The organism is Rhodoferax sp. (assembly GCF_030646845.1).
Taxonomy (GTDB): domain Bacteria; phylum Pseudomonadota; class Gammaproteobacteria; order Burkholderiales; family Burkholderiaceae_C; genus Rhodoferax.
The window spans coordinates 1-20,199 of record NZ_JAUSLE010000051.1; the positions used below are offsets into that span (position 1 = coordinate 1).

The window sequence follows — 20,199 nt, forward strand, 5'->3', positions numbered from 1 at the left end:
CAGGCCTTCGGGGTTGTAGCGGCGGTGAATGCGCAGCTCGAACGGCGGCTCACGCGGCTGCAGCCCGGCCAGCGCACCCTTGAGGTCGTGCGCCAGCGCCAGCGGCGTGATTTGCCCCAGCGCGGCGATGGCGTTGCTGGCAGCGGAGGGGTCGGTCGCGTCCACCGCCACCAGCACGGCGGGTTTCTCGCCCCGCACCAAGCGCCTGGAGAAATCGGGCGGAATCGCCAGCACGAACTGGACCTCGCCGGTTTCCAGCAGGCGCTCGGCCTGCACCTCGGTGGCCGGCTGGGCCACGATGTGGAAGTAGCCGGTATTCTGGACCGCGGCCACCAGGCTGCGTGCCAGCGACCCGCTGTCATAGGCCACCAGCGCGGTCGGCAGACCCTTGGGGTCGTTGTTGATGGCGTAGCCAAACAGGATCAGTTGCATGACCGGCACGCCAATGGCCATGGCAAAGGTCAGGCGCTCGCGCAGCATCTGCTGGAATTCCTTGATGAGGATGGCCGCCACCCGCGCGAAGGAGAAAGAGGCACTCATGTTGCCGCGCCCCGGTCAGTGTCCGGGGCCTGGTCCATCAAGCTGATGAACACATCTTCCAGATCCGCCTGGGCAGGCGTCAACTGCATCTCAGGCCGCGCCTGGTAAGGGGCGAGAGAGGCCTCCAGCAGCGCCGGGTCAAGGCCGGCCACATGCAGGGTATTGCCAAACGCCGAGACGCTGAGCACGCCGGGCAGCGCCTTGATCGGCGCCACCAGCGTCTCCAGGTGCTCGCCGGCGACGGACCACACGGCCAGGCCCGCACGGTTGATGATGTCGGCCTGCGTGCCGCGCGTCAGCACCTGGCCGTTGGCGATGTACATCAGTTCGTGGCAGCGGGCCGCTTCGTCCATGTAATGCGTCGACACCAGCACGGTGATGCCCCGCGCGGCCAGCCGGTGGATTTCGTCCCAAAAGTCGCGCCGCGCTTTGGGGTCAACCCCGGCGGTGGGCTCGTCGAGCAACAGCAGGCGCGGCTCATGCAACAGGCAGGCGGCGAGGGCCAGGCGCTGTTTCCAGCCGCCGGACAGGGCGCCGGCCAGCTGGCGTTGGCGCGCTGTCAAACCCAACCGCTCCAGCGTCAGGTCCACCACCTGCTTGCGCTGCGGCAGCTCGAACAGGCGGGCCACAAAGTCCAGGTTTTCGCGAATCGTCAGGTCTTCGTACAAGCCAAAACGCTGGGTCATGTAACCGACCTGGCGCTTGATCTGCGCCGCCTGGGTGATGATGTCCAGCCCCAGACAGGTGCCGGCGCCGCTGTCGGGGGTCAGCAGCCCGCACAGCATGCGGATGGTGGTGGTTTTGCCACTGCCGTTGGGCCCCAGAAAGCCGCAAATGCGCCCGGTTTCCAGCTGGATCGACAAATTGTCCACCACAGCGCGCCCACCATAGCGCTTGGTCAGGCCGGTGACGTCAACCGCTCGTGTCACGGCGTGGCTCCGGCCACCGGCAGCACCTCCACCGGTTGCCCGGGTTTAAGCCGGGCAGCGTCACTGGCGCTGGGTCGCGCCTCGACCATGAACACCAGTTTGGCCCGTTGCGCGTTGGAATAAATGACCGGTGGCGTGTACTCTGCCCGATTCGAGATGAAGGAAATTCTGGCCGGGATCGGCCCCGCGCAACCGTCGCACACAATGTTGACCGCAGCGCCGACCTGAAGACTGCCCATGGCACTTTCTGGCACAAAAAAACGCACTTTGATATGACCGGGCGGCAACAGAGCCAGCACCGGCTGCCCCGCAGGCACCGACTCGCCCACGCGAAAGAAGGTATCCGTCACCAACCCGTCTACCGGCGCGGTGCGGGATTTTTGCGCCTCGCGCCAAGCCAACTGGCGCACCGATTGCCGCGCGGCTTCGGTGTCGGCAGCCGCGGCGGCACGCTCATCGACGCGGGCTGGCAATTGCGCCACCCGCAACTGCGCCGCCAGCTCGTCCATCCGGGCAGCACTCTGGGCCTGTGCGGTGCGCAGGTCATCGCGCCGCGCCTCGGAGACAAAGCCCTGCTTGACCAACTGCTCCTCGCGTGCCAAAGCGTCTGCGTTGAGCCTGGCTTGGGCGCGAGCTTGGCTGAGCTGGGCCTGAATCACCGCAATTTCGTCGCTGCGCTTGCCCTTGGCCGCATTGGCGAGCTGGGCGTTGGCACGCACCAGCCGGGCATCGGCCTCACTTCGCGCAGCTTGCTCGTTTTCGGCTTCCAGCGCAAACAAGGGCATGCCTTGGGTCGCCTGATCTCCGCTGCGCACATTCAATTGCGTCAGGGTGCCACCCAATTGCGAGGACACATAAACGTAGTCCCCCTCCCCATAACCCGACCAGCCCGGCGTCGGCTTCGGCTGACAACCCGCCAGCAGCAGGGGCGTGAGTAACAAGGCAAGACAGGTGTTGAAACAACGCATTTTGGGATTCTTTCAACTCTCGGCAAGGGCGTGCCGGGCGGGAGAAACACCGCGCGGGCATGCGGACCAGCAATGTTTTTACAATACCAGCGCTATGAAACCACTTCACTATACCCGCGCCCAAGCCCTGCCCGACCTGCTGGCAAAACGCATCCTGATTCTGGACGGCGCCATGGGCACCATGATCCAGCGCTTCAAGCTCAACGAAGCCCAGTACCGGGGTGAGCGTTTCAAGGACTTTCACAAGGATGTGAAAGGCAACAACGAGCTGCTGAGCCTGACACGCCCGGATGTCATCCGCGACATCCATGAGCGCTACCTGGCCGCCGGCGCCGACCTGATCGAAACCAATACCTTCGGCGCCACCAGCGTGGCGCAAGCCGATTACGACATGGCCGAACTGGCGTTCGAGATGAACTTCGCCTCGGCCCAACTGGCCCGCGCCGCCTGCGCCAAGTTCTCCACCCCGGAGCACCCGCGCTTTGTGCTGGGCGCCCTCGGGCCCACCCCCAAAACCGCCAGCATCAGCCCGGATGTGAACGACCCTGGCGCCCGCAATGTGAACTTTGAGCAGCTGCGCGCCGCCTACTACGCACAGGTCCAGGCGCTGGTAGAAGGTGGCAGCGACGTGCTGCTGGTGGAAACCATTTTTGACACGCTCAACGCCAAGGCCGCGCTGTTCGCCATCGATGAATACTTTGAAACCTCGGGCGAGCGTTTGCCCCTGATCATCAGCGGCACTGTGACCGATGCCTCCGGGCGCATTCTGAGCGGCCAGACGGTCACCGCCTTCTGGTACAGCGTGCGCCACGCCCAACCCTTGGCCATCGGGCTGAACTGCGCCCTGGGTGCGGCGCTGATGCGGCCCTACATCCAGGAACTGGCCCGCGTGGCGCCGGACACCTTCATCAGCTGCTACCCCAATGCCGGCCTGCCCAACCCGATGAGCGACACCGGCTTTGACGAAACCCCGGCCGACACCAGCCGCCTGCTGCACGAATTTGCCGCCGAAGGGCTGGTCAACATCGTCGGCGGCTGCTGCGGCACCACGCCCGAACACATCAGCGCGATCCGTGACGCAGTGGCGCCGTTGCCCGGTCGCGTGCTACAAAAGTCTTTTTTCTACAAAGAAGCGGCCTGATTCGGCCGGCCCATCCCCGCGTCTTGGGCGGGATGGGCGCAAAGCCCTTAAAATCCTTGTCATCCAAGGAGCGTTGCAGTGGGTCAGAAGGCCCGTCAGGCTTGGATGTTCCCAACGACGCTCACCTGAATCTTGTAACCACAGGTGAGACGCATGTCCGATATCGTTGTTCCCCCCATGAAGTTGTCCGGCCTGGAGCCGGTGAGCATTGGCGCCGACTCGCTGTTTGTCAACATTGGTGAACGCACCAATGTGACCGGCTCCAAGGCCTTCGCTCGCATGATCCTGAACGGTGAGTTTGAGCAGGCGCTGGCCGTGGCGCGCCAGCAGGTGGAAAACGGCGCTCAGATCATCGACATCAACATGGACGAGGCCATGCTGGACAGCCAGGCCGCCATGGTGCGCTTCCTGAACCTGATCGCCAGCGAGCCCGATATCTCGCGCGTGCCGATCAGGATCGACTCTTCCAAGTGGAGCGTGATCGAGGCCGGGCTGCGCTGCGTGCAGGGCAAGGGCATCGTCAACTCGATCAGCATGAAGGAAGGCGTCCTGCCCTTCAAGCAGCAGGCCAAGCTATTGCGGCGTTATGGTGCGGCGGCCGTGGTAATGGCCTTTGACGAGCAGGGCCAGGCCGACACCTACCAGCGCAAGATCGAAATTTGCGCGCGCGCCTACCGCATCCTGGTGGACGAGGTGGACTTCCCGGCGGAAGACATCATCTTCGACCCCAACATCTTCGCCATTGCCACCGGCATTGAAGAGCACAACAACTACGCGGTCGACTTCATCAACGCCACGCGCTGGATCAAGCAGAACCTGCCGGGCGCCAAGGTGTCGGGCGGCGTGTCGAATGTCTCTTTCAGTTTCCGCGGCAACGATCCGGTGCGCGAGGCGATTCACACCGTGTTTTTGTACCACGCCATTCAGGCGGGCATGGACATGGGCATCGTCAACGCCGGCATGGTCGGGGTGTACGACGACCTGGAGCCCGAACTGCGCGAGCGGGTGGAGGATGTGGTGCTGAACCGGCGCCCTGATGCGGGCGAGCGTCTGGTCGAGATCGCGGAGAACGCCAAGGGCGCGGCCAAGGACGAGAGCAAAAAGCTGGAATGGCGCGGCACCGCGGAGCACCCGGCCACGGTGGAGCAGCGCCTGAGCCACGCCATGGTGCACGGCGTGACCGATTTCATCACCGAAGACACGGAAGAAGCCTACCAGGCCATTCTGGCCAAGGGTGGGCGGCCGCTGCACGTGATCGAAGGCCCGCTAATGGCGGGCATGAACATCGTGGGCGATCTGTTTGGCCAGGGCAAGATGTTCCTGCCGCAGGTGGTCAAGAGCGCGCGGGTGATGAAACAGGCGGTGGCACACCTGATTCCTTACATCGAGGAAGAAAAACGCCTGGACGAGGCGGCCGGCCGCGACGTGCGCACCAAGGGCAAGATCATCATTGCCACCGTCAAGGGCGATGTGCACGACATCGGCAAGAACATCGTCACCGTCGTGCTCCAGTGCAATAACTTTGACGTGGTCAACATGGGCGTGATGGTGCCCTGCCACGAGATTCTGGCCCGCGCCAAGGTGGAGGGCGCCGACATTGTGGGCCTCTCCGGCCTGATCACCCCCAGCCTGGAGGAGATGCAGTACGTGGCCGGCGAGATGCAGAAGGACGACCACTTCCGCATCCGCAAGATTCCGCTCATGATCGGCGGCGCCACCACCTCGCGCGTGCACACGGCCGTCAAGATTGCGCCGCACTACGAGGGCCCGGTGGTCTATGTGCCCGATGCCTCGCGCAGCGTGAGCGTGGCGCAAGGCCTGCTCTCCGACCAGGCCGCCCAGTACATCGCGGAACTCAATACCGATTACGAACGGGTGCGCCAGCAGCACGCCAACAAGAAGCAGACGCCCTTGTGGCCACTGTCGAAAGCGCGGGCCAACAAGACGCCGATTGACTGGAGCCACTACACGCCGACACGGCCGAAGTTTCTGGGTCGCCGCGTCTTCAAGAACTTTGACCTGAACGAGCTGGCCCGCTTTATTGACTGGGGCCCGTTCTTCCAGACCTGGGACCTGGCCGGGCCGTTTCCGGCCATTCTGAAGGATGAGATTGTCGGCACCGAGGCGGTGCGGGTCTATGCCGACGGGCAGCGCATGCTCAAGCGCCTCATCGAGGGCCGCTGGCTCACTGCCAATGCCGTGATCGGCTTGTACCCGGCCAATTCGGTGAATGACGACGACATCGAGTTCTACACCGATGAATCCCGCACTGAGGTGGCGATGACCTGGTATGGCCTGCGCCAACAGACCGAGAAACAGGTGATCGACGGCGTGATGCGCCCCAGCCGCTGCCTAGCCGATTTTGTCGCACCGAAAGGCGTGGCGCCCGACTACGCCGGGGTGTTCGCGGTAACAGCCGGCATTGGGGTCGACAAAAAGGAGAAATACTTTGAGGACGACCACGATGACTACTCGGCCATCATGCTCAAGTCACTGGCCGACCGGCTGGCCGAGGCCTTTGCCGAGTGCCTGCACCACCGCGTGCGCACCGACCTGTGGGGCTATGCGTCGCAGGAGGCGCTAGGGCCGGACGACCTGATTGCCGAGAAGTACAAGGGCATTCGCCCCGCGCCGGGCTACCCGGCCTGCCCCGACCACAGCGTCAAGAAAGACATGTTCAACTTGCTGCAATGCGAAGAAATCGGCATGAGCGTCACCGACAGCATGGCGATGACACCGGCGGCGAGCGTGAGCGGCTTCTACCTCGGACATCCCGACAGCACTTATTTCAGCGTCGGTAAGATCGGGGACGACCAGCTGAAAGACCTGGCGGCGCGACGGCGCATGAACGAGCAGGCGCTGCAGCGGCTGTTGGCACCGAACTTGTAGGTTTACCTGCCGTTACAAACTGGACATGCTGCTTTGCAGTATCTGGTTTACTTTTGGATCTGTCAGGCGTTACGTGATGACTAGTTGCGTAACTGCCGCTGACCAATCCAGACTCATTTCGGGTCTTTGCCAAGGAATACATTTCATGAGCGCGACCTTTGAACCTTCCAGGACAGCGTCCTCTGTCAACAAACCGCTGTGGGCTGCCGTGGGCGTCCTCGGTATCGCCGTGCTGGCCATGGGTGCAACCCTGATTCGCATGCAGACCCGGCCCGAGGAACCCCGTGCCGCCATGCTCGCCGCCACGGCACCCGCCTCGACGCAGGCTGTGAGTGTTCCGTCCGCGCCGCTACCGCAATCCCTGCCCGCCGCCGCACTGCCGACCGACAGCAGCAAGGGCTCAAGATCAAACAAGGCTGCAGCCCCCGCGAATCATGCGCCAGCAGCTACAAAATCTGTAGCAAACAAGGCATACCAACCTGCGCCCGCCGTCTATCAACCCACAGTCCAGGTGGCCAGGCCGGTCTGCGGCAACTGCGGCACGGTTCAGTCCGTGACACCGATCCAGCGTGACGGCACGGCTGGCGGTATCGGTGCCGTGACGGGCGGGGTCCTCGGCGCAGTCGTTGGCAACCAGGTGGGCGGTGGCAACGGCAAGACGCTCGCCACTATCCTGGGTGCCGTGGGTGGCGGCATCGCCGGCAACACCGTCGAGAAGAAGATGAAGAAAGAAACCGTGTACCAGGTGCAGGTGCATATGGAAGACGGCAGCACACGCACTTTTGAGCAAGCGACACCCACCGCGATCGGGGCCAAGGTCGTGGTCGAGGGCAATGCCCTGCTAGCTGCCGGCCGGTAAGCCAGCAGACGCAGCATCAGCGGACCGTGAGCGGCGGTCGCCGCGGTTCAGGCCGGCCCAAGCCGGCGGGCCAGAGACAGCCGCTGTGCGAGCATCAACGCGCCCACACCCACCAGGCTGAGAACCAGCAACAGCCATACGCCGCGGGTGTAGCCGACCTCTGATGTCCACAACAGGCCCAGCGAAATGGGCGCTGCCGCGCGTGCCAGCGCCAGCGGCACGCCCAGCGCCCCGTTCAGACTGGCCACATGGTCACGGTTCACGTACTGCGCCATGGCCGTCCCCTTGACGATGGTGAGCATGCCATTGCCCATGCCGTACAGCGCCACAAACAGGATCACAGCCCAGATTTGTCCTTCAGCGGACAAGGGTGCCACCAGCAGGGCAATCAGTCCCAGCGGAATCAGGCAAGGGATCAGCCGGTTGGCCAGATGCAGGTCGAAGTGGTGCTCAAAGAAGTACAGCAGCAGCCGACCCAAGACCTGAATGACACCAATGCTGGCGGGAATGGCAATCACCCAGGTCTCGCTCATGCCGTTTTCCCGCAGCAGACTGACCATGTGCGCCGGCAGCGCTACCGTCACCGCCATCATCAGGACAACAAACACCCCAATGAGCAGAAAAGGGGCGCTGAGAATGAAGTGGGCCACCCCTTTGGGCGCGTCCCTGGCATCGGACGGAACTGACGTCAAGGGACGGGGCGCCCCGCGCAGGGTAAGCGCATGCAGGGGCGCGCACACCAGCAGATGAAGCGCCGCCAGGCTGAACAGCGCGTGCCGCCAGCCCCAGGTCGCCATCAGCCACGCGGTGAGCGGAATAAACACCGTGCTGGCCAGTCCACCCAGAAAAGTCATGGTGATGATGGCACGGCGAAAGTCATTGGGGAAACGGCGAGTTACCACCGCAAAGGCCGGCGAATACAAAATGGCGGCCATTGCCGCGCCCAATCCAGCCCAAACACAATAGAACCCGATCACTCCGGTCACATGGCCATGCAGCACCAGACAAACTCCTGCCAGCACTGAACCCGCCGTCATCACGACACGCTCATGGCCGCGGTCAATCCAGCGCCCCACCGGATACGCCAGCAAGCCCTCGACCAGCAAGGCCAGACTGAATGCCAGCGACGACTGGGCCCGGCTCAACCCCAACTCAAGCTCCACCGGCTCCATCACCAGTGAGAAAGTGTAAAAAACGCTGCCCCAGCTGATCAGCTGCGCCAGCGACAGCCAGCCGACAAGGCGGCCATCGTGTTGGACAGGGGTTTTCATGGGTGGATTATGGCAAATAGGGCGCACCAAATGGTGGCCCAACCTCCCGTCGAACGGTCACGGTCAGCTATTAATTTCGTAGCAAACGCAGAAACCTGTAAACTGCCCGTTACATGTCATCACGAAATGATACGACTGGCAAGGCGCCTTGATGGTTCAATCCAAGCTCTTCATTGCGATAACGCAAACACCCTCCCGCTTCGCGGTTGTACGGTGTGCAGGCGCGTCGTAGCTCCGCAACACTTGCTAAATAAACAATCATGAGTTGGAAAAAATCAAAATTTGCCTCCAGCCTGATGAGCCTGTTTGGTGACCCTGTGCCGGATCCAAATCCAGAAAGCCGCATCAAGGAGATCCGCCAGGCGATGCTGGACAGTCTTGCCAGCCTCGGTGAAAGCCACCACCTCACACGGGTATGGGCTCGGATACTGTATGCGCCAGACATTCAGGCGCTCTGGTATCTGCGCACCGAAATGATGATTTTGCTGGCCGGCCTGCTCGGGGAATCTGCCGCAAAGGCACAACTTGTGACCATCACTGACATGTTCAGCGGCCTGTTGCCTTCGGCCCAGAGGTCACGTCCCAACCGTCTGGGCAAGTGATCGCCGGTATTGAAGGGCCTCTGCCACGTGCGTGACCTGCGTCGTGCGCGCATCTGCCAGATCGGCAATGGTGCGGGCCACTTTCAGCGCGCGGTGCGTGCTGCGGGCTGACCAACCCAGGCGGGTGGCGGCGATATTCAGGAATTTGACGGCTGCCTCGTCCAGCAACACATACGCATCGATTTCCTGGCCCTGCAGCGCTTGGTTTGCCTTGCCCTGGCGCTGCACCGCGCGCTCGCGGGCCACCGTACAGCGCTCGCGAATCGCAGCGGTTGACTCGCCCGGAGTCGCTCGCAGCAGATCAGCCGGCAAGACGGTAGGCACTTCCACGTGCAGGTCGATGCGGTCAATCAGCGGGCCGCTCAGCTTGCTCTGGTAGCGTGACACCTGGTCGGGCGTGCAGCGGCAGGCCTTTTGTGCCGACCCCAGGTAGCCGCAGGGGCATGGATTCATCGCCCCGATCAACTGAAAGCGCGCCGGAAACTCCGCTCGCCGTGCTGCCCGCGAAATCGTGATGGTGCCCGACTCCAGCGGCTCCCGCAGGGCCTCCAGCGCGGCGCGGGGGAACTCGGGAAGTTCATCGAGGAACAGCACACCATGGTGCGCCAGTGAAATCTCTCCCGGCCGCGGCGGCGAGCCGCCGCCCACCAGGGCCACGGCGCTGGCGGTGTGGTGCGGGCTGCACGTTGGGCGCTGGGCCCAGCGATCCAGCGAAAAACGGCCACCCAGACTGGCCACCGCCGCACTTTGCAGGGCTTCGTCCGTCGTCATGGCGGGCAGGAGGCCCGAAAAGCGCTGCGCCAGCATGGACTTGCCCGACCCAGGCGGCCCCATCAGCAACAGACTGTGACCGCCCGCCGCGGCGATCTCCAGCGCCCGCTTCGCACCGAGTTGGCCTTTCACATCGGCCAGATCAGGGTATTGGACGGTATTGGCCTTCAACGTCGCCGTGACACGCGACCAGCCGGGTGCGGGCTCTGGCGGCGGGGCGTCTGCGACCTGCGGCAAAAAATGACGAACCACGTCCAGCAAGTGCCGGGCGCTGTAGACCTGGGCATCCGGCACCAACGCGGCCTCTTCAGCGCTGTCGGGGGGCAGCACCAGTTCGGTCACGACCTGGCCCGCGTGCAGGGCCAGACTCATGGCCAGCGCGCCGCGGACCGGGCGCAATTCGCCTGACAGAGACAGTTCCCCGGCGAATTCGTGGCCAGCCAGCCGCGCCGCATCGATCTGTCCACTGGCAGCCAGAATACCCAGCGCAATTGGCAAGTCAAAGCGACCGGAGTCCTTGGGCAGGTCGGCGGGCGCCAGGTTCACGGTGATGCGCTTGTTGTGCGGAAACTCCAGCCCCGAGTTCTGGATGGCCGAGCGCACGCGCTCCCGGGCTTCCTTGACCTCTACATCCGCCAAACCCACCAGCGTGAAACTGGGCAGGCCATTGGCCAGGTGCACTTCCACTGTGACCGCCGCGGCCTCCAGCCCCAACAGGGCTCGGCTTTGCACCAAAGACAAACTCATGAGGGATCCTCTCCAAAAAGGTGCACCGGGAAAACCAGCATCGACCCAGTGCGCACCAACATGGTGTTTACTGTATTTATATACAGACATCTTAACGCAGGCCTGCTCAATCGGTGCACCGTGACGCATCAGCCAGCCAGGCCAGCTTTGGCACGGTCTGTGCTTATTGCTCTCGTCCCTTAACTCACCTGGAGAACCCCATGAAATTGAAAGCAACATCCGCACTTGTCCTGTCCACATTGCTTGCCGGCACGGCCGCCATGGCGCAAACCACAGCGCCCGAGCCTGACTACACGCTGTCGTACAACGTGGGCGTCACCAGCGACTACCGCTTCCGCGGTATCTCGCAAGCCTCGTTCGACCCGGCGCTGCAGGCAGGTGTTGACTTTGCGCACAAGAGCGGTTTTTATCTGGGCGTCTGGGGCTCCAACATCAAATGGATCAAAGACTACGTTGGTGCCACCGACGGCTCGCTTGAAGTTGACCTGTACGGCGGCTTCAAAGGTGCCCTCACCAAGGATGTCGCGTTTGATATCGGCGTCATCGGCTACCAGTACCCGAGCAACACCGCGGCAGACGTGGCCGGCTTCGTGAACGCGAATACCACCGAGGTCTACGGCGCCTTGACCTATAGCATGTTCACAGCCAAGTACAGCCGCAGCGTCAGCAACTTCATCGCCAACAGCAACAGTTCCGGCAGCCAGTATTTTGAAGTGGCTGCCAACTTTGACCTCGGCAGCGGCTTCACATTGACGCCACACGTCGGTCGCCAGACCATTCCGAACCAGGCCAATGACGCAGGCGACTACACCGACTACTCGCTGACTCTGACCAAGGATTTTGGCAACGGCCTGACAGCCTCCATAGCGGCCATTGGTACCGACGCCAAAGATGCTTTTTACAAAGTCGCGCCACGCGACAATTTGGGCAAGAGCACCGTGGTGGTGGGCGTGAAATACAGCTTCTGATCACCGATTCAATCTGAGGAGCACTCATGAAACTCGTAACCGCGATCATTAAGCCCTTCAAGCTGGACGAGGTGCGCGAAGCGCTCTCCGCCATCGGCGTGCAGGGAATTACCGTAACGGAAGTCAAGGGCTTCGGCCGTCAAAAAGGCCACACCGAGTTGTACCGGGGCGCCGAGTACGTGGTGGACTTTTTGCCCAAGGTCAAGATCGAAGCCGCCATTTCCGACGAACTGGTGGACCGGGTCATCGAAGCGGTGGAGGGCGCAGCCCGCACCGGCAAGATTGGCGACGGCAAGATCTTTGTCTACAACCTCGAGCAAGTCGTCCGCATCCGCACCGGCGAGACCGGCAAGGAAGCGCTGTAAGGCCCTCGTCCAACTGACATGAGAACACTGACATGAAAAAACTACTTGCCTCCCTTACCCTGGGTTTGAGTCTGCTCTTCTGTGGCACAGCCGCATTGGCACAGGCTCCCGAAGCGGCACCCGCCGCCTCTGCCCCGGCTGAAGCCAAGCCCGCTGACGCAGCGGCACCGGAAGCCCCTGCTGCAGCCCCGGTTGTCGCTGCAGCAGCCGCTCCGGCAGCCGCTGCAGCACCGGCTGCCCCGGTGCCCAACAAGGGTGATACCGCCTGGATGATGGTCTCGACTATGCTGGTGATCCTGATGACCATCCCCGGCCTGGCGCTGTTCTACGGCGGCCTGGTCCGCAGCAAGAACATGCTGTCGGTGCTGATGCAGGTCATGGTCACCTTCTCGATGATCGTGGTGCTCTGGTTCATCTACGGCTACAGCCTGGCCTTCACCGAAGGCAACGCCTTCTTCGGCGGCTTCGACCGGCTGTTCATGAAAGGTGTCTGGGACAACGCTGCCGGAACCTTTGCCAATGCAGCCACCTTCAGCAAGGGTGTTGTGATTCCTGAAATCATCTTCGCAGCCTTCCAGGCCACCTTTGCCGGCATCACCTGTGCCCTGATCGTCGGCGCCTTTGCCGAACGGATGAAGTTCTCTGCCGTGCTGATGTTCATGGTCATCTGGTTCACCTTCAGCTATGCACCGATGGCACACATGGTGTGGTTCTGGATGGGTCCGGATGCCTACACCGCGGCAGGCGTGGTTGACGAAATGACTTCCAAAGCCGGGTACATCTGGCAGTCGGGTGCACTTGATTTCGCCGGCGGCACCGTGGTGCACATCAACGCCGCCGTGGCCGGTCTGGTCGGCGCCTACATGGTGGGCAAGCGTATCGGCTACGGCAGGGAAACCATGGCGCCTCACAGCCTGACACTGACCATGGTGGGCTCCGCCCTGCTGTGGGTGGGCTGGTTCGGCTTCAACGCCGGTTCCGCCCTGGAAGCGAACGGCTTCGCGGCCCTGGCCTTCATCAACACGCTGGGTGCCACGGCAGCCGCGGTGCTGGCCTGGTGTGTCGGTGAAGCGCTGATGCGCGGCAAGGCTTCGATGCTGGGCGCAGCTTCCGGCGCGGTGGCAGGTCTGGTGGCAATCACGCCAGCAGCCGGCAATGTCGGTATCGGCGGCGGCCTGATCATTGGCCTGGTGGCCGGCTTCGCCTGCCTCTGGGGTGTCAATGGCCTGAAGAAGATGCTGGGTGCGGACGACTCGCTCGACGTGTTCGGCGTGCATGGCATCGGCGGTATCCTCGGCGCACTGCTGACGGGTGTGTTCAATTCGCCAAGCCTGGGCGGCCCCGGCTACGTGGCCGACTGGGTCACGGCGACCATGGTGACGGCAGCGGATTACTCCATCCTCTTCCAGGTCTGGATCCAGCTCAAGGCGGTCCTGATCACCGTGGTGTGGTCCGGTGTGGTGTCCTTCATTGCCTACAAGGCGGTGGACCTGACCATCGGCCTGCGGGTGAGCGAAGAAGACGAGCGCGAAGGCCTGGACATCACCTCCCACGGCGAAACGGCCTACAGCCGTTAGGCAGGGCCATGCTGCGGTGCCCACGGGTGCCGCAGCAGCCCGCGTCATTCCCTGTTACTCCAAGGTCTTTACCCACCCGAGCTTTTGGCTCCGGTGGGTTTTTTTTCACCTGTGGGCGGTGCACAATGCCCCCAAGGAGACCCCACACCATGACGTCCGCCATCGAGCTTTCCTGTGACAATTTTCGTTGCGAAATCGCGCCGGGTCTTGGCGGGTCCATCGCCGGTCTGTGGCTGGACGACATCCCGGTGCTGCGTTCCACCCCTGCCCGCGCACTGACCACAGCTCGCCAGTCGGGCAGCTACCCGCTGGTGCCGTTTTCAAACCGCATGGCGCACGCCACCCTCAAATGGGACGGCACCAGCCACCCGCTGGTGCAAACCGGCGGCGACGAACCCCATTCCATTCACGGTGTGGGCTGGCAGCGGCCCTGGACCGTGCTGGAAGCCGATGCCCACTTTGCCCTGCTGTCCTATGAACACAAGCCCGACGATGCCTGGCCATTCGCCTTTGATACTTCACAGGCATTTCGGCTCAGCGCGAGCGAGCTGGAGCTGAGCCTGAGCATCACCAACCAGTCTGCAGTGGCCGCCCCCGTTGGGTTGGGATGGCATCCCTGCTTCGTCAAGCGGGCGCGCAGCCGGATTTCCTTCGAGGCCACGGGTCGCTGGGAGATGAGCGCCGACAAGCTACCCACCCACCGCGTCGAGGCACACGGCCTGGACGCCGATTGTGCCGTCCTGGATGTGGACCACTGCTTTGACGGCTGGCCTGGCGTGGTACACCTGCGCGATGAACAGCTGTACACCCGCGTCAGCTCCAACTTGAATCGCCTCGTGGTGTTCACCCGTTCCTCGCGCGACGTCGTGACGATCGAGCCCGTGAGCCATGTCACCAATGCCATCAACCTGATGACCATGACCAGCGCCAGCGCCAACGAACTGGGGGTACGCGTGCTGCAACCGGGTGAATCGATGTCCGCCGAAATGAGCATTCATGTGGAGCGGGTCAAATGAGCTGGCAGGCCGTGACCACACAGCCCTGCGAGCTGGGCGAATCCCCGTTCTGGCACCCCCAGGAGCAAATGCTGTATTGGGTCGATATTCCGGGCAAGAAGATCATGCGCACTTGCGGCGCCACAGGCCCGACAGAAAGCTGGCTGATGACAGCCCCGCACGCGCTGGAGCCCGGCTGCATCGCGCCGGCCAGGCAGGGCGGCCTGGTGATTGCGCTGCGCGACGGCATCTACCGCGCTCGCACCTGGGGCAGCGCGCTGCAACTGCTGGTGCCGTTTGCCCACGACACGACAACCACCCGCTTCAATGACGGCAAATGCGACCCTTGCGGCCGCTTTTGGGTGGGCACCATGTACGAGCCACGCGACGCCCGCAAGGCGGCGTTATTCTCGATTGACTGCCGCCAGGGCGGCCGGCCCCAAGTGGAACTCAAGGCGGACAATGCCATCACGGCCAACGGGCTGGCTTGGTCCCCTGACCGGAAAACGGTTTATTGGTCTGACACGCCGAACCACATCATTCGCGCCTGGGACTGGGACGAAACCAGCAACGTCATGTCGGCGCCGCGCGTATTTCATCAGTTCCCGGCGAAACCGCAAGACTGGCAATACGGCATGGCAGGTTACGGCGGGCGCCCGGACGGTGCGGCAGTGGACGTGCAAGGCAATTACTTCGTGGCCATGTATGAAGGGCGCCGCCTTCTCAAGCTCAGCCCCGCGGGAGACATACTGGCCGACATCCCCACGCCGGCGCAATGTCCGACGATGCCGTGTTTTGGCGATGATGACCTGAGGACGCTCTATCTCACCACTGCCCGGCACAAGCGCAGTGCGGCGGAACTGGCGGACATGCCCCTGTCCGGCTGCGTTTTCTCCATGCGGATGGACGTGCCGGGATTGCCGGTGAATTTCTTCAGTGACTGAGGTTTTCTGGAAATTTTTGGAACACCCTGCATTCAAAAATTTCACAGCCAGCGCAAGCGGCCACCGTTACCATCGCCAGATGGATTCATCCCTTCAGCATCTCTCCGACCGCGTGCGCGATGCCGCTGCCCGCGGCACGCCACTGCGAATTCGCGGCGGTGGCTCCAAGGACTTTTATGGCCAATCGCTGCAAGGCGATTTGCTGGACGTCACCTCCTTGAATGGCATCACCTGCTACGAGCCGAGTGAACTGGTCGTCACGGTACGTGCCGGAACCCCTCTGGCAGATCTGGAAGCCGCCCTGGCCGAGCGGGGGCAATGCCTCGCGTTCGAGCCGCCCCGGTTTGCGCGGACTGGCGCGCCGCAGAGCACAGGCACCTGCGGCGGCATGGTGGCGACCGGCCTGAGTGGCCCGGCCCGGGCCAATGCCGGGGCTGTGCGCGACTTCGTGCTGGGCGTCACCCTGCTCAATGGCCGCGGCGAGCTGCTGACCTTTGGCGGCCAGGTCATGAAAAACGTGGCAGGTTACGACGTCTCGCGCCTGATGGTGGGCGCCATGGGAACGCTCGGGCTGCTGACCGAGATTTCACTCAAGGTACTCCCGGTGGCCCCGGCTGAGGCCACGCTGGTGTATCAGCTGGACCAGGCCAGTGCCCTGGCCCAGTTGCACCGCTGGGGTGGGCAACCGCTGCCGCTGAACGCCAGTTGCTGGGTGCGGGACGCGACCTCGGCAGGCAATCCTGAACTGCTGTTCGTGCGGCTGCGCGGCGCAGTCGCCGCCGTCGAGGCGGCTTGCGCCAGGATGACCCGGGATGTGCCCGGCACCCGCATGGACAACGCCGTCGCTGGCCCCGACTGGACGGCTTGCCGTGACCAGACCCTGCCGTTTTTCAGTCCCCCCGCGCCAGAAATGGGCCTGTGGCGCCTGTCGGTGCCGCAAACCGCACCCGTGCTCGATCTGCCCTATGCGCAATTCATTGAGTGGCATGGCGGCCAGCGCTGGCTGTGGGCGCTCCCGCAGGCGCAGGAGGAGCTGCGCCGGATCGCTGCAGCCGCTGGCGGAAACGCTACACTTTTCATAGCGCCTGAGGCAGGAAACACGGGGCCCAAAAGCCGTTTTAATCCGCTCAAACCGCCGCTGGACCGTATTCACCAGCGGCTGAAAGCCGAGTTTGATCCGGCTGGCATCTTCAACCGAGGTCGACTGTATTCCGACTTTTAATACCTGCGCCGGCTTGTAAGCCGCCCCCCTGATGCAAACCCATCTCGCCCCCGAATACAAAGGCACCGCCGACGGCGATGCGGCCGAGGCCATTCTGCGCAAATGCGTTCATTGCGGCTTTTGCACCGCCACCTGCCCGACCTACCAGTTGCTGGGCGACGAGCTGGACGGGCCGCGCGGCCGCATCTACCTGATGAAGCAGGTGCTGGAAGGTGAACCCCCCACGCGCAAAACGCAGCTCCATCTGGACCGCTGCCTGACCTGCCGCAACTGCGAGAGCACCTGTCCCTCGGGCGTGGACTACGGCCACCTGCTGGACATCGGCCGCAAGCTGGTCGATGCCAAAGTACCCCGCCCGCTGGGGGAACGCGCACTGCGCTGGGCATTGAAGGAAGGCCTGCCTTCCCCCCTGTTTGCGCCAGCCATGAAACTGGGCCAGCTGATGCGACCGCTGATGCCGTCCGCGCTGAAAAACAAGGTGCCGCCCAAACAGGATGCCGGCCACTGGCCCACCCGCACGCATGCCCGCAAAGTGCTGATGCTGGCGGGCTGCGTGCAACCGGCCATGATGCCCAACATCAACACTGCGACCGCCCGCGTGCTCGATGCGGCAGGTATCCAGACCGTCATCGCACCGAAAGCCGGCTGCTGTGGCGCGGTCAAGTTTCACCTGAACGACCAGGACGGTGGCAAAGCCGAGATGCGCGCCAACATCGACGCCTGGTGGCCACACATCCAGGGCCAGGCGGGCACTGGGGGCAGCACCGGCGTGGAGGCCATCATCATGAACGCCTCGGGCTGCGGCGTCACCGTCAAGGAATACGGCCACATGCTTCGGGACGACCCGGCCTATGCGACCAAAGCCGCGCAGGTCAGCGCACTGACCAAAGACCTGAGCGAATGGCTGCCTGAAATCAGCGCCACGCTGCGCGACAAGGTTGCCGTCAAAACCGGGACCATGGCGTTCCACCCGCCATGCACCCTGCAACACGGCCAGCAACTGCGCGGCGGTGTCGAACAGTTTCTGGGCGAGTTGGGCTTCAACGTCCGGGTAACCGGCTGCGAGTCGCACCTGTGCTGCGGCTCCGCTGGCACCTACTCGGTCCTGAACCCGGACTTGTCCTACCAGTTGCGCGATCGCAAACTCGGCCACTTGAACCAGACCTTTGACGCTACGCCACCCGACGTGATCGTCTCGGCCAACATTGGCTGCATCACCCATCTGCAGAGTGGAACCGCCACGCCGGTGCGGCACTGGGTCGAAGTGCTGGACGAAGCACTCTCAAAAGCACTATAAAATTGATAGCTTGCAGCGCCCGCTCGCCGGGGGCTGGAGGCATATTTGCTGCCGTGTTTTTTGGATGAACGCCGCCATGACTTTCCCCACCGCACTTGAAAACCTGAACGTGGTGTCGCAACAGACCCTGCTGTCACCGAGCCAGTTGCACGAGGACATCCCGGCCAGCTCCCGCGCAACCCAGACCGTCAGCGCCGCGCGGCGCACCCTGGCCAACATCCTGAACGGGCACGACCCGCGCCCGTTTGTGGTGGTGGGTCCCTGCTCGATCCACGACACCAAAGCCGCCATGGAATACGCCCAGCGCCTGAAGGCGCTGGCCGACGAGCTGGCGGATCAGATTTTCGTGGTGATGCGGGTCTACTTTGAAAAGCCCCGCACCACCGTCGGCTGGAAGGGCCTGATCAACGACCCGCGCATGGACGACTCGTTTCACGTCGAAGAAGGCCTGCATCTGGCCCGCCGGCTGCTGGTTGACCTCAATGACCTGGGACTCCCCTGCGGCACGGAGGCGCTGGACCCCATCACCCCACAGTACCTGGGCGACCTGATCGCCTGGAGTGCCATCGGGGCGCGCACGACCGAGAGCCAGACCCACCGGGAACTGGCCAGCGGCTTGTCTTCCCCGGTCGGCTTCAAGAACGGCACCGACGGCAATCTGGAGGTGGCCTTGAATGCCATGCTGTCGGCCGCCCAGCCCCATGCGTTTCTCGGCATCAATGGCGCCGGTCAGGTGGCGCTCACCCAGACGCGAGGCAACCCCTTCGGGCACCTGATTCTGCGCGGTGGCACCAATCCCAACTACGACTCGGTGGCCGTGGCCCAAGCCGAGGCCGCATTGACGGCAGCCAAATTGCCGGTGAACATCGTGGTTGATTGCAGCCACGCCAATTCGCGGAAAAATCACGCATTGCAGGCATTGGTGCTCAAGGACGTGGTGCATCAGATTGCTGACGGCAACCGCGCCATCAAGGGCGTCATGCTGGAATCCAACCTGTTCGACGGCAATCAGAAACTCGGCCGGCCGCAGGACTTGCGTTACGGTGTCTCCATCACGGATGCCTGCATGGGCTGGGACACGACGGCCGCTGGGTTACGCGAAGCCGCCGCCCGTCTGCGTTCAGTCCAACGTTGACGTTTCGCAAAAAACATCGGGGAAAAGCGCCGATACTCGGGCTTATGCGCCTGAGTTTCTCAAAACTACCGTCGATCTACCTCCTGATGGCGATATCCTGCGCCGCCGCGTCGGTGCAGGCTCAAGGCATCGCGGCTGACAGCACGCAGGCGGTTACCCTGCGCCTGGAGGCCATCGCCTACGAGAATGGCGAAGGCGTGACGCGTGACCCGGTGCTGGCCGCCAGCCTGTACTGCAAGGGTGCCCGTCTGGGCGACGCGGAAGCCCAATACAACCTGGGATGGATGTACGCCAACGGGCGTGGCGTAGCGCGAAATGATGTGACCGCTGCCTTCTTCTTTCACGCCGCCGCTGAACAGGGACTGGCCGCCGCGCAGCGCATGCTCAAAGTCGTGGGGGGCCCGACCACCGAGGTGCCCGACTGCATGCGTGAACCCGCGCGACCGGCGGCAGCGGGGCCCATTGACGGGCCAGGCGTGGACTATCAGGCGGTGGCGCCCCGGAAAATTTTTGAGCTGGTGATGAAAATGGCCCCCCAGTACCAGGTGGAGCCCCAACTGGCGCTGGCGATCATCGCGGCAGAATCGAACTTCAACAGCCTGGCGCTGTCACCGAAGAACGCCCAGGGACTGATGCAACTCATCCCGGAAACCAGCCAACGTTTCAACGTTCGCAATCCCTTCGATCCGGCCCAGAACATCCGGGGTGGATTGACCTATCTGCGCTGGTTGCTGGCTTATTTTGAGGGCGATGTGGCACTGGTGGCGGCCGCCTACAACGCGGGCGAAGGCAAGGTCGAGCGATATCGCGGGGTGCCGCCCTATCTGGAAACCCGCGCCTATGTGCAGCGAATACTCAAGGCGGTCGGTACTCAGGCGCATCCGTTTGACGCCAAGGTGGCGCGGGCCTCACCCTCACTGCCCTTGATCCGCCTGCCCTTGCGCGCCAAATGAGCGCCTGACTCGACCCGAAGAGCCGA

General features: G+C 63.3%; 18 protein-coding genes and 1 riboswitch. Of the genes, 13 read left to right on the forward strand and 5 right to left on the reverse strand.

The genetic code is table 11. The annotated features are described in order from the left end of the window. The 3 genes from Q7T10_RS11995 to Q7T10_RS12005 form a co-directional block, all read right to left on the reverse strand. Nucleotides 1-540: ABC transporter permease (locus Q7T10_RS11995; RefSeq protein ID WP_304748462.1), on the reverse strand; the 540-nt coding region annotated here is incomplete at its 3' end. Then, complete coding sequence (locus Q7T10_RS12000; RefSeq protein WP_304748464.1) at nucleotides 537-1,469, reverse strand: ABC transporter ATP-binding protein; 933 nt, start codon at nucleotides 1,467-1,469, stop codon at nucleotides 537-539. The genes Q7T10_RS11995 and Q7T10_RS12000, both read right to left, overlap by 4 nt. Then, the gene (locus Q7T10_RS12005; protein ID WP_304748466.1) at nucleotides 1,466-2,437 is read right to left on the reverse strand and encodes an HlyD family secretion protein; all 972 of its coding nucleotides are present in this window, start codon (nucleotides 2,435-2,437) and stop codon (nucleotides 1,466-1,468) included. The genes Q7T10_RS12000 and Q7T10_RS12005 overlap by 4 nt, the downstream gene beginning before the upstream one ends. Before the next feature lie 94 nt (nucleotides 2,438-2,531). On the opposite strand from Q7T10_RS12005, the gene Q7T10_RS12010 reads away from it, so the two are divergent. From Q7T10_RS12010 to Q7T10_RS12020, 3 genes are all read left to right on the forward strand, one after another. Beyond that, a complete protein-coding gene (locus Q7T10_RS12010) occupies nucleotides 2,532-3,578 on the forward strand; it encodes a homocysteine S-methyltransferase family protein (RefSeq protein ID WP_304748468.1) in 1,047 nt (348 codons plus the stop codon). 59 nt (nucleotides 3,579-3,637) lie between these two features. Next, nucleotides 3,638-3,708, forward strand: a riboswitch (S-adenosyl-L-homocysteine riboswitch). Between the two features lie 23 nt (nucleotides 3,709-3,731). Continuing rightward, on the forward strand, nucleotides 3,732-6,467 hold the full coding sequence (gene metH / locus Q7T10_RS12015) for a methionine synthase (protein ID WP_304748470.1): 2,736 nt from the start codon (nucleotides 3,732-3,734) through the stop codon (nucleotides 6,465-6,467). Between the two features lie 145 nt (nucleotides 6,468-6,612). Next, nucleotides 6,613-7,326, forward strand: coding sequence for a glycine zipper 2TM domain-containing protein (locus tag Q7T10_RS12020; protein WP_304748472.1), 714 nt, complete (start codon nucleotides 6,613-6,615; stop codon nucleotides 7,324-7,326). Between the two features lie 47 nt (nucleotides 7,327-7,373). On the opposite strand, the gene Q7T10_RS12025 is transcribed toward Q7T10_RS12020, so the two are convergent. Then, complete coding sequence (locus Q7T10_RS12025; protein ID WP_304748474.1) at nucleotides 7,374-8,597, reverse strand: MFS transporter; 1,224 nt, start codon at nucleotides 8,595-8,597, stop codon at nucleotides 7,374-7,376. Nucleotides 8,598-8,857: 260 nt separating this feature from the next. Here Q7T10_RS12025 and Q7T10_RS12030 point away from each other — a divergent pair, with 260 nt between their 5' ends. Continuing rightward, nucleotides 8,858-9,199, forward strand: a complete 342-nt coding sequence (locus Q7T10_RS12030; protein ID WP_304748476.1) for a hypothetical protein — start codon at nucleotides 8,858-8,860, stop codon at nucleotides 9,197-9,199. On the opposite strand, the gene Q7T10_RS12035 is transcribed toward Q7T10_RS12030, so the two are convergent. Next, the gene (locus Q7T10_RS12035) at nucleotides 9,173-10,717 is read right to left on the reverse strand and encodes a YifB family Mg chelatase-like AAA ATPase (protein ID WP_304748477.1); all 1,545 of its coding nucleotides are present in this window, start codon (nucleotides 10,715-10,717) and stop codon (nucleotides 9,173-9,175) included. The two genes, Q7T10_RS12030 and Q7T10_RS12035, sit on opposite strands and share 27 nt — an antisense overlap. 200 nt (nucleotides 10,718-10,917) lie before the next feature. Here Q7T10_RS12035 and Q7T10_RS12040 point away from each other — a divergent pair, with 200 nt between their 5' ends. From Q7T10_RS12040 to Q7T10_RS12080, 9 genes are all read left to right on the forward strand, one after another. Then, nucleotides 10,918-11,685, forward strand: a complete 768-nt coding sequence (locus Q7T10_RS12040) for a TorF family putative porin (RefSeq protein ID WP_304748479.1) — start codon at nucleotides 10,918-10,920, stop codon at nucleotides 11,683-11,685. Between the two features lie 26 nt (nucleotides 11,686-11,711). Continuing rightward, the gene (glnK, locus tag Q7T10_RS12045) at nucleotides 11,712-12,050 is read left to right on the forward strand and encodes a P-II family nitrogen regulator (RefSeq protein WP_296496959.1); all 339 of its coding nucleotides are present in this window, start codon (nucleotides 11,712-11,714) and stop codon (nucleotides 12,048-12,050) included. A gap of 32 nt (nucleotides 12,051-12,082) precedes the next feature. Next, the gene (locus tag Q7T10_RS12050; RefSeq protein ID WP_304748483.1) at nucleotides 12,083-13,627 is read left to right on the forward strand and encodes an ammonium transporter; all 1,545 of its coding nucleotides are present in this window, start codon (nucleotides 12,083-12,085) and stop codon (nucleotides 13,625-13,627) included. 149 nt (nucleotides 13,628-13,776) lie between these two features. Continuing rightward, the gene (locus tag Q7T10_RS12055; protein WP_304748485.1) at nucleotides 13,777-14,643 is read left to right on the forward strand and encodes an aldose 1-epimerase; all 867 of its coding nucleotides are present in this window, start codon (nucleotides 13,777-13,779) and stop codon (nucleotides 14,641-14,643) included. Continuing rightward, a complete protein-coding gene (locus tag Q7T10_RS12060; protein WP_304748486.1) occupies nucleotides 14,640-15,566 on the forward strand; it encodes an SMP-30/gluconolactonase/LRE family protein in 927 nt (308 codons plus the stop codon). The genes Q7T10_RS12055 and Q7T10_RS12060 overlap by 4 nt, the downstream gene beginning before the upstream one ends. Nucleotides 15,567-15,645: 79 nt before the next feature. Next, nucleotides 15,646-16,788, forward strand: a complete 1,143-nt coding sequence (glcE, locus tag Q7T10_RS12065) for a glycolate oxidase subunit GlcE (protein WP_304748488.1) — start codon at nucleotides 15,646-15,648, stop codon at nucleotides 16,786-16,788. Nucleotides 16,789-16,819: 31 nt separating this feature from the next. Further along, a complete protein-coding gene (gene glcF / locus Q7T10_RS12070; protein WP_304748490.1) occupies nucleotides 16,820-18,085 on the forward strand; it encodes a glycolate oxidase subunit GlcF in 1,266 nt (421 codons plus the stop codon). Nucleotides 18,086-18,161: 76 nt separating this feature from the next. Then, nucleotides 18,162-19,220, forward strand: a complete 1,059-nt coding sequence (locus Q7T10_RS12075; protein ID WP_304748491.1) for a 3-deoxy-7-phosphoheptulonate synthase — start codon at nucleotides 18,162-18,164, stop codon at nucleotides 19,218-19,220. 86 nt (nucleotides 19,221-19,306) lie between these two features. Next, nucleotides 19,307-20,173, forward strand: a complete 867-nt coding sequence (locus Q7T10_RS12080) for a transglycosylase SLT domain-containing protein (protein WP_304748492.1) — start codon at nucleotides 19,307-19,309, stop codon at nucleotides 20,171-20,173. The last annotated feature ends 26 nt before the right edge of the window (nucleotides 20,174-20,199 follow it).